Source organism: Qipengyuania seohaensis (assembly GCF_002795865.1).
Lineage (GTDB): Bacteria > Pseudomonadota > Alphaproteobacteria > Sphingomonadales > Sphingomonadaceae > Qipengyuania > Qipengyuania seohaensis.
Genome location: NZ_CP024920.1, coordinates 2,092,094 through 2,107,651, shown reverse-complemented (window position 1 = coordinate 2,107,651; position 15,558 = coordinate 2,092,094). Strand labels below are relative to the sequence as shown.

The following is a 15,558-nucleotide window of genomic DNA, read 5'->3' as shown; positions in this document are numbered from 1 at the left end:
TCACATCGCTCCGGCGCTGCGTACATCCGACAAGCCGGAAGCTTCCAGCACCTGTATCGGCTCCATCCCTCTCACGAGGTTGTAAATTGCTTCTCGCCGGTCTGCGGCCTGATCGACATAGGCCGAGGCGATCTGGCGCCCGATCCAATAGCCGAGATCGCTGTGCCAATCTTCAGGCACGTTGCCGTGGTTGAAATGCCATCGGCGCAATGCATCCCGGGCCTCGAGTGACATAGTAGCAAGGGTTTCGCCCCGGCTCGCGCTATCCTTCAGGATTTGGCGGTCTCGGTGGAACCGGGTCATGAGCACCTCGCGGCGGGCAGAAGCCCATGCGTGGCGCTCGGTATCTGGCACTCGTCCCAGAATGATGGTGGCGACCATGTCAGCGATGCCCTCATGCAGTGCCAAGGAAAGCAAGGGATCCGCACCCAGCGTGCTCGCATCAAGTGGAGGCTGGAAAGAGTGTATGGTTTCGTGCGCAAAGAAGTATCGCAGGGCTTCCCGTAACTCACCATCGGTCCTGCTGCCGACACAGAGCGTCTCCAGCCCGATTACCTGGACTCCCTGCGAGGCGATTCCTGCCACTGTTCCCGCACCGATTACGACCTCGACGCGGGGGAGCGACCGGCCCGGGAACAGACCGGAGAGGGCAAGGTAGATCGCCTGCAAATCCCGATCCGCACCCTTGATAAGCGGAAGGCATCTTTCGATGGCATCTGAGTAGATAGCGGGCTTTTGTGCGATCGCTGCGGAGAGCGCAGCAGCTGTCACGAAGCGCGTTGCCCGCATCAGGGCCAATCCGTCGCCTGCTGCGGAAAGATATTCTTCCTCCAGCTCTTCCTCGGTCGGTTGCCCGTCGCTCGCGATGAAGAGAGCGGCAAAGCGGTCGGCATCGCGGGTGTCGACAACGGCTTCGAGCGGGTCGCGCGCGGCAAGCGGTTGGGCTGCGAGCGCGAGCACGGCGGTCGTCAATACGGACATCCTGATCATCGTGTCGTCCTTCTAGGGGTGAGTGGCAGTGGGAAAGCTCCGCACCGGTCAGACCTGCCCACTGGTGATCAGCGTGATTGCGGCGATGGTGTAGAGACCGGCTGTCAGCACGCTGCCGATCGACCGGGCGTGATTGAGACGCGTCCATTTGCGGCCATATTCGCGCCAGTAGGCGTGACCCTCTGGGCTGGTGTGATCGAGGCTGTCGAGCCTGTTGTTCATCGGCACATTGCCGAAGATCGTCATGAGGAAGACGCTCGGCAGGTAGACCAAGGGCGCGAGGATAAGCGCGGCCAGCGCGGAACCCTCGAAGACCGTAAGGCTGTAAAAGGAGAAAAGCGTCGAGAAAACCGCAATCGAGAGGATACCCGCGACGAACTGGCTCCTGATCACATCACGATTAATATGCTGCATCGCTTCCATGCCGCCCGCCGCTTCGGTCTTGAGCAATGCCGACATGATGAATTCGGAAAAGGCCGAAAATACCCCTCCGACTATGGCGCTCCAGAGCGCGAGGAAGAGGCAGAAGTAGAGGGGCCATTCATAAGTCATGCTGCGACCCTCCACAAGCCGGTCGCAGCGACCTGTCGGGCGTAATCCGCGAAGTCCTTCGGGCGCCTGCCCAATGCTCGCTCGACGCCGTCGGTCAGGTGGGCGTTGCGTCCGTCGAGAACCGTGGAGAACAGGTAATCGAGCATCCACACGACGTCCTCGGGCGCACCCGAACCGGTTAGCTCCTCGATAAAGCCGTCATGGGGCACATCGATATAGGCAATCTCGCGCCCCGTCGCGGCCGACAACTCCGCCGCGATCTCGGCCATGGTCATCAGACGGGGGCCGGTGACTTCGTAGATTTCGCCGTCGTGCCCATCTTCCAGAATGGCGGCGGCGGCGACGTCGGCAATATCGTCGACATCGACGAACGGTTCGGGAGTATCGCCTGCCGGAAGGGTAATCGCCCCGCTCAGCACCATCTCGATAAAAGCGCCTTCCGAGAAATTCTGATTGAACCAGCTCGCACGCACTATGGTCCATTCGAGGCCACTGTCCTGCACGATTTGCTCGCAGGCCTGGGCTTCCTTCTCTCCGCGACCCGATAACAGCACCAACCGTTCGACACCTTGCAGCTTTGCGCGCCAGACGAGTGCCCTGATCGCATCGGTTGCGCCGGGCATGGCCAGGTCGGGGGAATAGGTAATGTAGATACTGGAGACACCATCCAGTGCGGCATTCCAGCCTTCCTCACGATCCCAGTCGAACGCGGGGACTGACGATCGCGATCCTATGCGGACGGATCGCCCTGCAGCCGCCAGCCGCTCTGCGACTCTCTTGCCGGTCTTGCCGGTTCCACCGATCACCAGTGTAGTTTTCTTGCCCGACGAGGTTCTGGTCATTTGCTTTCTCTCGTTTGTTGGAGACAAGCATGGAGTAGGCCGGGAGCACTCGTCCCTCTTGCCCTAGGATGACAAGATTTGTGCAAATGGCGCCATCAGCCAGATGTCGAACTCAACCTATATGAGCGCGGTGTTTCACCCGCCCAGCGTTTGAAGGCTCTGGTAAACCCGCTTTGCTCGGCGAAGCCGGTAAGGAAGGCTATTTCGACCAGAGGGAAATCCGTCGTGCGCAGCAGCCGTTCGGACAATTCCCGCCGGGCTTGATCTACCAGGTCCTGGAACACAGCGCCTTCGTCGCTCAGTTTACGCTGGAGTGTACGAGCGCTCATCCCAAGGGCTCTTGCGACATGCGACAACTTTGGAATCCCGCCGCTCAGGTTTTTGCCGATCTGCGATTTCACCTGAAACGCTATCGGCACCTCCGACTTCATTTCGGCGAGCATCTCCTCGACGCGTTCATCGAAGAAGCGAGAGATTGCATCGTCACCAACCGCGTTCGGCAAAGCCAGTTCTTCATTGGCTATGACAATCCCGTTGGCCCCCGCTCCATCCTCGACAGGGCAGCCAAGATAGTTCTCGAGAAAATCTCGATCACCGATGAAATCATGCGCGCAGTACGCGTGGACCGGCTTGAAAGGGCGGCCGGAAGCTTCGCGCGATATTGCGGTGAAGGAGGCGAAAGTCGCTTCGTTGGACAATCTTGCGCCTTTGGGAGCCTCATCGGTCAATCGTAGAAACTGGATCTCGGTTGTTTGCTCGTTGCGAGCAATCTCAATCGCTCTCACCCCAGCGACAACCCCGACATACCGTTGAGCCCGATCCCACCCATCCATGAGCGTGGGTGAGCTCTTCCAAGCAAGACCAACTGCTCCCAGTTCCTCGCAGCGCATCGATGCACCGAGCTTGATGTGAGCTCGCGGCAAACCGTCCTCGGCTTCGGCGATGGTTTCCAGTAGCCTGACATAATCCTCCTCCGCGACCATCGTTGCAAGGTCCGCTGGTTGATGCATGTCGAGCTTACAAATCGCAAAAAGCTCCGCCCGGTCGAGATGTTCGGGAGCCTGCTCGATCGCTTTTCGCGAATAGATAGACGAAGATTGAGCCACCGTGGAAGGTTAACCTCCTTGCTTATTGGTTGGAAGGGTGAGGCAACTTGCTCCGTTATCAGCGATCCTGGTCGAGCAGCGACTTCACCGAAACGGAGAGGCTCGCCCTGCTGTAGAGAAGCCCGAGGCCGCAGACGCACAGGCCGACCAGCATCATCGCTGACGCCATCCAGAGCGGCTGCGGGGTGTAGGTCATTGAGAACTGCGACTGATAGATCAGCAGTCCGGCGAGCCACGTGCCTGACACGGCACCCACTCCTGCAATACCCGCGACCGTGAGCCAGTCGTAGAGCGCGAGGCGCAAGCATCCGCGCCTGGTGACGCCCATGCTCAGGAGCAGACCGTTCTTCTGCCGGTCCTCGCTCTCGAAACCCTGCATCGAAGCCGCGATGACGAGCGCGGTCATGACCAGTACCATTCCGGCGAAACCGACCACGATTTTCGTGACGAGCGCGAGCGTATCGTCGAACCGCCGGGTAATTTCCTTCAAGGGTACGAGTGACAGGGTGGGTGTGTCCCGCCACAAGGAGCCCAGATTGCCCCAGGCCGCATCGGGAAGTTCCGCACTGCCCATATAGAAGGTTCGGGGCGCCAGCGCGGCATGCGCCCGTTCGGGCATCTGGAACCAGAAGGTTACAGATCCGCCGCCCGGCTTGTAGGCGTGCTCCGCAACCAGCTCCAGCTCGACCTCATCGCCATCGATCGCGAACGCAAGCCGGTCTCCGAATGCGAGGCCCAGATCGGCGATCACCTCGCTCTCAGCCGAGACCTGCCGCCAGCTTGTATCGTCTTCCGACCACCAGCGGCCGGCAACGAGACTGTTATTGTCCGGCACCTCGCGCGACCATGACATGCGTAGGGATTCGCCGACCACCGCCAGCGTTTCGCTGGGCGAGGCGACCGCCTCGGCGACGGGTTTCCCGTTTATCCCGACCAGCTTAGCGCTCGCGTAGGGGCGCATCTGACGAATTCCGGCCTGGTTCGCAGCGCTCCAGTCCTCGAAGACGGCCAACTCCTCTGCCGGAAGTTCCGCGACCATCAGATTGCCGTTGTTGGCCCGCGAATAGCTCTCCATGGTCGAGCCGATGTCCTTCATCAGCATAAGCGTGAAGAGCAGCAGCAGGCTGCAAAGGCCGAGCCCCAGGATCTGCGACGACTTGCTGACTATGCGCTGCTTCATGACGAAGAAACTGAAAGACAGCAGGCCCGTCCGGTTGCGCCCGAGGCGCTCGCCGAGCGTCAGTATGGCCCAGCTCAGGAAGATCATGAGCACCAGCGCCGCGCCCAGCGCGCCCAGCGTGAGCAGGGTCAGCGTCACATTGTCGGAATAGTACGCCGCCAGCACCGTGATACTTGCGGCTCCCCAGAACAGCCGCAGCCACCGGGCCGAAGGATATTCGATCGACCGGATCAGGCTGACGAGAGAGGCGCGCCGAAGTTGCAGCAACATCGGCACTTGGAACGCCAGGAGCAGCAAGGCGATGAGCGCGAAGGTCTTCGCCATGACGAGCGGATGGGTCTGCGCAGCTATGCCCGGAAACTGGTCCGCCAGCTGATCGACGAGGAAGCCCTGCGCGAGCATGGCTAGGCCGGCTCCCGCGAGGAGGGAAAGTACGAAGCAGACGAGCCACTGGAACACCGCCAACCGCATGCATTGGGTCATGCTCTGACCAAAGCTGAGATAGATTGAAAGCCGCTGCGTCTGGCGCTTGAGATACCGGCGATTGGCCATGTCGATGGCGATCGCGGCGAGAAAGAACAGGATCACCGAAGCCAGGCCGAGGAAATTCTCGATGCGCTGCCAGAACAATGCCAGAGGATGGCCTCCGCCGGTCTTGGTGACGACCGCGAAATCCCCGTGGTTCTCGGCAGTCCATTCCTCGATCAGCGCTTGGCGGTCGGCATCGGCGGCAATGAGCACACGGTGGACGATCTGGCTGCTCGCCTCATCGGCAAGCCTCAGCGAGCCCTCACCGACGAGCGCGCGCATAGCGACCGAATGGCCTTCTGCCAGGCGGTCAGGTTCATGGTAAAGGATCGCGGATACGGTGAGCGCATCTTCGCCGATCGCGACCCGGTCGCCGATCTCGACGCCAAGGGCCCTTGCCGCCCTCGGTCCGAGCCAGATTTCACCTTGTGTCGGGCCGCGCACGGTTTTCTCCAGCGAGGTCTGGTCGAGGCCGGACCCTATCTCGAGCTTGCCCTGCAGGGGGTAGTTTTCATCCGCGATCTTGACCTGTACCCGAACAGTCTTGGCCTCGTGGGATACTGCTAGCGGAACCATTCGGACTTCGGCCACAGCGTCGGCCCATCCGGCAATCTGCCGCAGATCGTCATCAGGAAGCGCGCGCGGACCGGACAAGGACATGTCCGCGCCCAGCATCTGGTCGAGGTTGTCGTCGAGATAGGCCTGCACGGACGCCCCGGTCAGCGCCAGTGTCGTGAGGAAGAAAACGAGGGCAGTCTGGATCGCAATGACCAGTCTACCGTCGCTCGAACGCGCATCGGACAGGGCGTTCTCGAAGCCGGTGCGCAGCCAGCTCATGCGAGTGCCTCGATGCCCGAGGGTGAAAGGGCCAGGCGACTGTGCGCGCGCCTTGCGAGGGCATCGCTGTGGGTCACCACAATCAGGGCGGCCCCGGTCTCTTCGGCAAAGCTGAACATCAGATCGGTAATCGTCGCTGAGGTGGCCGCGTCGAGATTGCCGGTCGGCTCATCGGCAAAAACGAAAGCGGGTGCTGTCGCAAAGGCCCTGGCAATTGCGACCCGCTGCTGTTCGCCGCCACTCATCTCGGTCGGCTTGTGGCTGGCGCGATCCTGCAAATTCACTCTTTCGAGCCAGTCAGACGCCTGCGCATAGGCCTGTCGATCGCCGCCCAGTTTGAGCGGGAGGGCGATATTGCCGAGCGCGTCGAGTTCGGGGAGCAGGTGGAACTGCTGGAACACGAAACCGGAATTCCTGCGCAATTGCGTCGTAGTGAGCTCCCGGCCATCCAGCATGAAACTGACCTCGCCATGCTTCGGCGGCTCGAGTCCGGCGGCAAGCGACAACAGGCTCGATTTGCCGACGCCCGAGGGCCCGACGATCGCGTGGGTCTTCCCTCCCTCGAATACGAGATCAATCTCCTCGAAAAGCGATATCCGACCGTGGGGCGCGTCGAAGAAATGGGAGATGCGGTGCAGGCCAATCTGGGTATTCATGCCATCCTCGGGTCCAGTGATGGCAGCGAGGTCTATGAGGCGGCAGGTCAAATCAGTGTGAAACGGAATTTGACATCCGATTGACGTTTACCGGTCCAGAGGCCGGACGGGCTGTCCTGTGCTATGAGGTGTCCGGCGGGTTCGAGGGGAGGTGCGGATTGCGGGTTCTGGTGATCGAAGACAATCTGGATATCCAGGCGAACATCGCCGACTATCTCGAGCCGGAGTTTCTCCTCGATTTCGCCTATAATGGCGAGGAGGGGCTCAAGCTCGCCTGCACCAACGATTACGATGTCATCGTGCTCGACCTCAACCTGCCGCGACTGGACGGGATCGAGCTGTGCCGGAGGTACAAGGCCGAGGCGCGGCTTCAGGCGCCGATCCTGATGCTCACCGCCAGAGATACGCTCGACGACAAGGAAGACGGGTTTGCTGCCGGCGCCGATGACTATCTGACCAAGCCCTTCGCCTTGCGCGAACTCAAGATGCGGATCGGCGCATTGGCCAGCCGCCCGAGGGTCGTGAACGCGCTCGAGCTGCGCTTTGCCGACCTGGTCCTCGACCCGTCCGGCCAGACCGCCCGCATCGGGGACGAATCGAGGCATCTTAACAAGATGGAGGCGGACATCCTCAAGTGGCTGATGCAGGAAGTCCCGAACCCCTTGCCGGGATCGACGATAAGCTACCAGATCTGGGGCGACGAGCCACCGGCCAGTGGCGCCTTGCGAACTCACATCTACAATCTTCGCCGCATCCTGGCCGAATTGCAGCCCGGCGGTGACCCGGCGATCGAGATCGCCACCAATCGGACACGCGGCTATAGGCTCACCCGCGGAGGCGACCGATGAGGCCACGGGCGCGAAGCGTGCAATCCCTGCTCACGCGCAATCTCCTGCTCTCGGTCGGCCTGTGTTTCGCAGCGACGGTTCTCGTGGCGGTGCTCTTCGGCTTCGACCTGGAGGACCAGATTTTTGAGAACCAGGCGAGCAGCGTGGCGGACCGTGTCATTGGCAGGCAGGAAAGCCCTTCCCCAACGACTGCCAACACGATTTCCGGCATTGAGATGCAGTACTACGAGCGGTTCGATGCGTTGCCCGCACCACTCGGGAAGGGGATCGATCCCACGTGGACCGACGGCGAATACGAAGTCACCGTCGACAGCGACACACACTACCATGTGGCCATACGTTCGGTCGACGGAGAGCCGCATTATATCACCTTCAATGCGCGGCCCTACGTCCGCTCGACGCAGCAGGTTCTACAATTCATCGCCATCGTCGCCGTGCTGGGCGGGGTGATGCTGGTAATCGCGCTCATCTTCCTGGGGAGATTGGCCAAAAGGGTTAGCGGTCCGCTGGAAGCGATGGCGCAAGCAGCATCCGGTGAATGTCCCGCTGCCTCCGGGCCGAGCGAGACCGACAACCCGCCGGAGGAAATAGTCCTGCTCGCCGCATCGCTTGCAGCGCGTGACGAGCGGATCGAGGAACTCATCGAACGCGAACGGCAATTCAATCGCGACGTCAGTCATGAGCTGCGAACGCCGCTATCGATTGCGATGGGAGCCGCCGAACTACTGGATGATGCGGGCGAGCGCACACCGGTCACCGACCGGCTGGGATCGGCTCTCGGAAACATGCGCTTGCTGACCGAAGGCATCCTGTGGCTCGGCCGCCAGCCGGATGAGGATGCTACATGCAATGTCTGGCAGAGCTGCGAACAGGCAGCGAAGATCAACCGGCACTTGCTCAATGATGACGAGGTCGCTTTCGGCATTGTTGGAGACCGGGGTTCCCGGATGCCGGTGCCCGATGCCGTAGCGCAGGTGATCATCGGCAACCTGGTACGCAATGCATTCACGTTCACCAATCAGGGCGAAGTCTCAGTTCGCATTTCCGAGAGCGATGTTTGCGTGCGAGACACAGGCGTGGGTTTCGGCGAGCCTTCCGATGTAGGCGGCTTCGGAATCGGGCTGTCCCTAGCTGAAAGGCTTTGCGCGCATTTCGGGCTGGCGATCAGTGTCGGGCCCGACGAGGAAACCGGGACGATTGCCCGGGTTTCATGGTGACCGCGGTCGCGCCGCAATGGGTTTGACGCCGCTTTGACTTCGCCGCGGCTAGCATATCTCCACACACATGGAGATTGCTATGAATACCCTATTCTCGAGAATTGCTCTCTGCTTTGCTGCGGCATTGGCTGTTATGGGCGCGCTTCCGGCACAGTCCCAGACGCTTGTCGAACCTTTGGTGATGGAAGCTTCGGACGGAGATCGGATCACTGGCTTCCTCTTCGAAAAGCACGGAACCGGTGACGAGGCACCCGTCGCGATCCTGATGCACGGCTTGGGGCAGTCGAGCATGACGTGGCTGGCATACGATCAGGCTTTTTACGTCGACGCCGTGACGCGCGACCTCATCGAAAGGGGTTACAGAGTCTTCGCTCTCGACGCGCGGGCCCATGGGCCGCGGGCAAATGAGCTTTCGCCGATCGACCGGCTCAAGGGCGCGCGGACGGGCGAGGCGGGTCCCTATCGCGCCATGATCAGCCAGACTGTCGCCGACTATGTCGAACTGCTCAACTACATCGAAACCCGGTTCGCCAAGCCCGACCGGGTAGTGGTCATCGGCTACAGCATGGGCGCGCAAACAGCGATCTTGCTGTCCGCGCAGGATGATCGCGTATCGCAGCTGGTCACCATGGTACCGCCCGCTGTCCGCAACGTGCCGGAAGTGGCCCCGATCACCTTCGCCGACCGGGTCAAAGCGAACTGGCTCTTGGTCACCGCGAGCGAGGACCAGTTTTCGACCCCGGAGCAGAATGCCGAGCTGGTGAAACTTGCCGGTGCCAATCTCGCCCGCGTGGAATTCGAAAGCGGTCACAGATTGCCGCGGGAATATACCGATACCGTTGCAGCATGGATCGCAGAGGAGGGTCGATAGAATCTATCATTGCCCGGTTGGCATTTCGATTGTTTCCGATTGCTTTGGTGAAGCCGAGAGAGGGAATGCCAGGCATTGCACGCCAATCCGTTCGCCATAAGGTCAATAGCTGCCGGTCGGCTATCGGGTAGTGGCTAGCAATGCTCCAATGTCCAATATGAGGGCGCTTAGCTGCCACCCGCACAAGCCTGAATGAACGGCCGGTTTCGGGGTTGTGGTGGGAGTGCTCTAATGTCCGAGAAGAGGGCAAAAGGAGCCCCCGGATCTCGTCATACGAGCACCATGGTTTGTGTTCTTTTCGAACAATTCTCTTGCTTCGCTCGAAGAAACTGCCTTCGCCGCGACGCCGTCCGCCAATGATCAAATGAAGAGCGTCGCCAGCGCCTCCTCAGCATCGCCCCGCACTAAATGGCCGTAGTGCTTCTCGATCATCGCGACGCTGGTGCCAGATAGTTGCGCCACGGTAAGGATGGGAAGGCGTGCGCGGATTAAGTCAGTGATGACGCTATGGCGCAGGGTGTAGGCTGTCGTAGCATTGGGTAAGCCTGCGGCTCTCACTGCTTCCTTTATCGGATACTTCCAAGCATCCTTGTTCCATTCGGAGCCCCCTGACCGAGCGAAGATCGGCGCATCGGAAGCTTTACCCTCCAATTGTTCGGCAACGAAGGCAGAGACGATTTGCGGAATTGCAATCTGGCGAGGATTGCCATTTTTGTCCCTCCCAATGTTGAGCGAACGTGTCCGCTCGTCGAAGTCACGAACCTTTAGCGACGCAAGCGCTCCCGGACGTAAAGGCAAGAGGCATAGAGCTTTGACGAAGGGGGCCGCGACGTCATCGCAAGCATCAACAAGACGCTTTCGTTCATGCCGATCAAGATAGAGCCCTCTCCGTCTATCTGCGCCCTTGAATGGCCGTAGCGCTTCCTGCCATGCGGCATCGGTATTTGGCGCGCCCAGCTTGAGGACTTGTCCGAGCGCGGCGCGCAGGGGCACCATATCACGGTTGACCGTGGACTTGGACCGCTCTTTAGTTTGTTGGTCCCCGCTTTTGTTCCGAGAGACAAGAGCTGGAGCCGCCTCCAGTCGTTTACGCCAAGCCCTGAGATGGTGGCGTCGGAGCTTGTCGAGTTTTACTTTGGCTATCGGGTCGTTATTGACATGCCGCCGAAACACTCCCTCCGCAATCGATCCAGGCTTTTCCTGCAGATACGCTACGCACGCATCCTTAACTGTGGCGATCGCACGGGGGCGCTCACCTCCGCTTTCAACGGTTTCAGCCCAGGTCTCAGCATCCAATTTCGCCTGGTTGAATATCTCATGGCCAGTAAGCGTCCCGTAATCACCCAACCGCTTACGTGAGTTTCGGTTCGTGTCTGGATTATAAACACGGGCAAACCACGTGCCTCCAACTTTCTTCCTCGAAGGGCGGAAGCCAACATAACACCCTTGCCGCAATCGTTGCCAGTAAGGCTCATCACCAGTCCTGGGCTTCAGCTTTTCCCGTTCCCCAATGCGGCTCAAATCGGCCATGATCTGCCAGCTCCAAAATCCATGAAAAAAACATGAAAAATATGGGTGGACGTCACCGAACGTCCGTACTTGTTTTTACACGCTTTTTTGTCCCAGTAAAGTTGCCGATGTCTAATTTCTCACCCTTCACACGGGTGGGGTCGCAAGTTCAATCCTTGCCGCGCCCACCATTTCCTCCCCCGCCAATCCGAACGCGCTCCCCGCCCCTTTCCGGGACGCGCTTGCAATTCCGTAGCGTCATCCTACCATGGCGATCGAGGTCGCATGAGCCAGTGGCGGTAACGCCCACTTGTGCGGAGGGGCGAATATGGGGGCGATTACCAGCAGGCTGGGCCGGATTCCGGCCGCCGTTTGGTTGATCCTGACATTACTGACGATCGTGCTGTTCTACGTCGGGATAAAGACCGGCGGGTTCAACATGTCGCTGGAGCGGATACCGTGGGGCATTCTGGTGCCATCCGCCGCCGCGATCTGCCTCGGTCATTCCTTCATGCTGCTTGGCTGGAAGCGCGCTCTGACGCTGTTCCTGATGGCAGTGTTCATCTCGTTCGGTTTCGAATTCGTCGGCGAGAGCACGGGATTGATTTTCGGTCCCTATTTCTACACCCATATCCTCGGCTGGAAGCTGTTCGACCGCATCCCGGTTCTGATCCCGCTCGCCTGGTATATGATGTTCTATCCAAGCTACATCATCACCAACCTGATCGCGGAAGGCGGCCCGGTTTCCCGGCGCACGGCCATCGTCCCGATCATCTGGATGAGCTTGCTTAGCGCGATGGTCATGACTGCCTGGGACCTGACCATGGATCCGGTAATGAGCTATCACCCCTGCCCCGATCATGGCCTCGATTGCCTGACCAAGGAACTTCAGCCCGGAGAAGTCGGCCACCCAGCATGGGTGTGGGTCGACCCCGGACCGCATTTCGGTGTGCCGCTGGAGAATTTTCGCGGCTGGCTGATCGCGAGCTTCACTGTCTTCTTCCTTTACAGACTGGTGGAACGACGCCTTCCTCTCGACCCGGCACCGGGAATGAATTCCCGTTTCATGATCGCCATTCCCGTCGGTCTCTATGCCGGCATGGCCCTGATCGACACGTGGCTCGGCTATCCGGAAATCGAGGATGTGCACCTGATTTCCCCATTCGTAATGGGCATCCCGGCCTTCTTCGCCGCCTTCCACCTCTTTGCGAACCGCACGGATCTGCCGCTCTACCCGCAGCAGGGTGAAGTGGTGGCTTCAACGCTCCAGGAGCGGGCGGAGGGCCAGCCATGACGAAGACACGCATCGCCATTCTCGGCGGCGGACTTTCTGGCATCGTCACCGCGTTCTACCTCAGCGCACCGGAGCAACGCAGGAAGTACGACATCACGATCTACCAGCTGGGCTGGAGACTGGGCGGCAAGTGCGCCACCGGCCGCAATCCCGACCACGGCGAACGAGTGCAGGAACACGGCCTTCACGTGTTCATGGGCGCTTACCAGAACGCGTTCCGCATGGTGCAGGAAGCCTATGGCGAAGCGAAAAACCTTCCGTTCGAGACGTGGGACAAGGCTTTCACCCAGCAGACGAAGCTCACGCTGATGGATCGCCGTGATGGCAAATATGAACCTTGGCCTTTCGGCGTGCCCGTTATGCCGGGTACGCCGGGTATAACCAAGGCACCCGACATCTGGGGACGTATCGCCGAGGTTCTCGAGTGGATCGAGAGCGAAATGCTCGGGACGCACGGCATCACGTTCTCCGATCACCCCGATCTTTCCTCGCTGCCATGGTGGCGCCGCATGATCGTGCGGATTCTCCTTGGCATCGAACATATCGTCGCGGAGGCGGCCAGCGTCATCATTCGCGATGCGATGGGGATCGTGCAAGCATTGGTCGAGGACCCCGGCAAGCACGGCGCGCACCACCATAGCCTGCTGGCCGACGCTGTGTCGGGATTGCGCAGCTGGATCCAGCGACGAGCGCGCCCATTGCTCAATGAAGATGCAGACTTGCGGCACTTCTGGATTTTCGTCGACCTTGGCCTGACCAGCCTGATCGGCTCCCTGCGCGACGGGCTTCTCTTCGATCCTGAAGCCAATCTGGAACGGGTCAATGCTCTCGATTACCGCGACTGGCTGAGGTCGCACGGCGCGGACGAGCTGACTCTGGATTCTTCTTTGATCCGGAGCCTGTACGACCTGATCTTCGCATATCCGCAAGGCGACTGGACGAAGCCGGGAGAAGTCGAGGCGGGGACCATGGTGGTCTCGCTGATGAACACGGCAACCTATCAGGGCGCGATCATCTGGAAATTCAACAGCGCTACCGGCGATGCGATCGTCCAGCCGATTTACGAGGTCCTGAAACAGCGCGGCGTGAAGGTGGAATTCTTTCATCGAGTCGATCGTCTGGTTCCCTCGGCCGACGGAAAGCAGATCGAGGCGGTCGAACTGGGCCGGCAGGTGGAATTGCTTGGCGGGGATTACGATCCGCTGCGCCAGCTCAAGAGCGGACAATACGTCTGGCCGGACCGCCCCCGCTTCGAGCAGATCAAGGACGGGGACAAATTGCGCGCTTCGGGGGCCGATCTCGAATCGCACTGGACCGAATGGGAAGATGCCCTGCCCCCGCTCACCCTGACGGCGGGTGACGATTACGATGCACTTGTGCTGGCCATCCCACCTACAGCCCACCCGATCATCTGCCGTGACCTGATCGCCCAGAAGCCCGAATGGGCGCGATTCAATAACACGATCCGCAGTACGGCAACGCAGAACCTGCAAACCTGGATGGACAGGGACGAGGTGAAGCTCGGCTGGACGCTTCCCACCCTCGTCGGCGCCTTCGACAAGGTCAATCTGAATACTTGGTGCGACATATCCGAAGTCCTCGCGACGGAGGAATGGCCCAAAGACTCAGGAATTCGCACCGAGCAGATCATGTGCGGCCCGCTGCCGTGCAAGGACACACTCCCACCGTCCTCGGATCACGAATTTCCGTTGCGCGAGCAGAGAAAGGTCGAGCAGTTCGCCGAGCAATTCCTGGAGCAGCAGGGTGAGCGCTTCTGGCCAGGCGGCTTCGGTCCCGGTGCGCCGAAGGGCGGCGCCATCCGCAGCACCTATGTGCGCGCCAATATCGATCCGAGCGAACGCTACACGCTAACGGTCCGCAACTCGACGCGTCATCGTATGACCGCCAGCGGGTCGACCTATTCGAACCTCTATCTCACGGGCGACTGGATCCAGAACGGGCAAAACCTCGGCTCCTTCGAGGCAAGCACGATTTCCGGGATGCTCGCGAGCCACGCGATCTCGAAATTCCCGACCGACATTCGCGGCGTCGATGCCGAAGCGCTGACACAGGCGGAATATCCGGCAAGGCCGTCGCAGGCGCGGGGCGCCTTCGTGAAGCATCCTGGCATGGTCACATTCCCGGGGCGGATCACCCTCGACAATACGACCATGTGGGCCTTCCTGCTCGATGCCGACTACGACCTGATGGCAGGCTATTGCCGCAGGATGTTCGACGAACCCAGCGGGGGCGAGATCCGCGTTCGCCCGATGACGTCGAAAATGATGATGACCATCGTCGACATCGGCACCGGCCGCTTCGTCGACGAGCCGGACATGGGCTGGTCGCCCGAGCGGGAACTGACGTTCTGGATCCCGGCGGTGCGCGTCGAGGAGCGCGGCGGCAAGGAGGTTGCGACCCATTTCGACATGGTCATGCCCTACCTCGTCCTGGACAATCCGGTAGCTATCGCATCGGGTCGGGAAATCTTCGGATATGCCAAGCAGAAAGGCTGGATCACCCTGCCCGACGACGAAGGCAATTCCGCGGGCGCTCTCAACGTCGACCTATTCGCCACAAGATCCTTCGGTGAGAATGCCGAACAGGCGCGGCACCGCCTTCTGACGCTGGACCACAAAGGGGAGAGGGACAGCTCCACGCTGTCGGGCATTTCCGGTTTCCGCGACGCCGTCCGGACGCTCTACCATCACGTCGGCAAGGGCGGAGATGGCTGGCACAACAGCCTCGAACTCGACTTCGAAATTCTCGGCGACGCCCTGCACCGCCGCGTGCCGCAGCTGTTCCTCAAGCAATTTCGCGACGTCCATGATGGCAACAGGGCATGTTACCAGGCAATCACCGAAGCGATGGGCGAGGTCACGCGCTTTGACGCCTTCCCCAAGCTGACGAGTTTCGACATGACGCTCGAACATCTCGACAGCTCACCGGTGGCGAAAGATTTCGGGATCAACCCCCGTCAGGAAGTCCACGGGGTGCGGCTCACCTATGACATGACGATCATGCCCGGAAAGGTCCTCTGGCAGAGCTGAAACACGCGGCATGGCAAATTCGGAAAATCCGGCTTATTGAGAACGCTCACTGCCGCGATAGTGCGGCTGTCGAACGGG

At 60.4% G+C, this 15,558-nt stretch carries 12 protein-coding genes; 5 read left to right on the top strand and 7 right to left on the bottom strand.

Going from position 1 to position 15,558, the window contains the following annotated elements; all coding sequences use genetic code 11:
* The 6 genes from CVE41_RS10280 to CVE41_RS10255 form a co-directional block, all read right to left on the bottom strand.
* A complete protein-coding gene (locus CVE41_RS10280; RefSeq protein WP_100260564.1) occupies window positions 1–990 on the bottom strand; it encodes a hypothetical protein in 990 nt (329 codons plus the stop codon).
* A 48-nt stretch (window positions 991–1,038) separates the two neighbouring features.
* The gene (locus tag CVE41_RS10275) at window positions 1,039–1,542 is read right to left on the bottom strand and encodes an anthrone oxygenase family protein (protein ID WP_100260563.1); all 504 of its coding nucleotides are present in this window, start codon (window positions 1,540–1,542) and stop codon (window positions 1,039–1,041) included.
* Window positions 1,539–2,384, bottom strand: coding sequence for an NmrA family NAD(P)-binding protein (locus CVE41_RS10270; RefSeq protein WP_100260562.1), 846 nt, complete (start codon window positions 2,382–2,384; stop codon window positions 1,539–1,541). Before CVE41_RS10270 ends, CVE41_RS10275 begins: the two co-directional genes overlap by 4 nt.
* Before the next feature lie 95 nt (window positions 2,385–2,479).
* Window positions 2,480–3,490 (bottom strand): AraC family transcriptional regulator, encoded by a 1,011-nt coding sequence (locus CVE41_RS10265; RefSeq protein ID WP_157799480.1) that lies wholly within the window; start codon window positions 3,488–3,490, stop codon window positions 2,480–2,482.
* 58 nt (window positions 3,491–3,548) lie between these two features.
* Window positions 3,549–6,035: an ABC transporter permease gene (locus CVE41_RS10260; protein ID WP_100260560.1), complete on the bottom strand. Its 2,487-nt coding sequence runs from the start codon at window positions 6,033–6,035 to the stop codon at window positions 3,549–3,551.
* The gene (locus CVE41_RS10255) at window positions 6,032–6,691 is read right to left on the bottom strand and encodes an ABC transporter ATP-binding protein (RefSeq protein WP_100260559.1); all 660 of its coding nucleotides are present in this window, start codon (window positions 6,689–6,691) and stop codon (window positions 6,032–6,034) included. Before CVE41_RS10255 ends, CVE41_RS10260 begins: the two co-directional genes overlap by 4 nt.
* Before the next feature lie 170 nt (window positions 6,692–6,861).
* On the opposite strand from CVE41_RS10255, the gene CVE41_RS10250 reads away from it, so the two are divergent.
* From CVE41_RS10250 to CVE41_RS10240, 3 genes are all read left to right on the top strand, one after another.
* Window positions 6,862–7,539 carry a response regulator transcription factor gene (locus CVE41_RS10250; protein WP_198507648.1) on the top strand — a complete coding sequence of 226 codons (678 nt, stop codon included), beginning with the start codon at window positions 6,862–6,864 and terminating at the stop codon, window positions 7,537–7,539.
* A 17-nt stretch (window positions 7,540–7,556) separates the two neighbouring features.
* Window positions 7,557–8,756, top strand: a complete 1,200-nt coding sequence (locus CVE41_RS10245) for a sensor histidine kinase (protein ID WP_198507647.1) — start codon at window positions 7,557–7,559, stop codon at window positions 8,754–8,756.
* Between the two features lie 79 nt (window positions 8,757–8,835).
* Entirely contained in the window at window positions 8,836–9,627 is a 792-nt protein-coding gene (locus tag CVE41_RS10240; RefSeq protein WP_157799479.1) for an alpha/beta hydrolase, read from the top strand.
* A 360-nt stretch (window positions 9,628–9,987) separates the two neighbouring features.
* Here the strand turns inward: CVE41_RS10240 and CVE41_RS10235 are convergent, their stop codons facing one another.
* Window positions 9,988–11,157 (bottom strand): tyrosine-type recombinase/integrase, encoded by a 1,170-nt coding sequence (locus CVE41_RS10235; protein ID WP_100260555.1) that lies wholly within the window; start codon window positions 11,155–11,157, stop codon window positions 9,988–9,990.
* A gap of 307 nt (window positions 11,158–11,464) precedes the next feature.
* Here CVE41_RS10235 and CVE41_RS10230 point away from each other — a divergent pair, with 307 nt between their 5' ends.
* Window positions 11,465–12,430 (top strand): carotenoid biosynthesis protein, encoded by a 966-nt coding sequence (locus tag CVE41_RS10230; RefSeq protein ID WP_100260554.1) that lies wholly within the window; start codon window positions 11,465–11,467, stop codon window positions 12,428–12,430.
* Window positions 12,427–15,480, top strand: coding sequence for an NAD(P)-binding protein (locus tag CVE41_RS10225; protein ID WP_100260553.1), 3,054 nt, complete (start codon window positions 12,427–12,429; stop codon window positions 15,478–15,480). Before CVE41_RS10230 ends, CVE41_RS10225 begins: the two co-directional genes overlap by 4 nt.
* Window positions 15,481–15,558 lie beyond the last annotated feature (78 nt).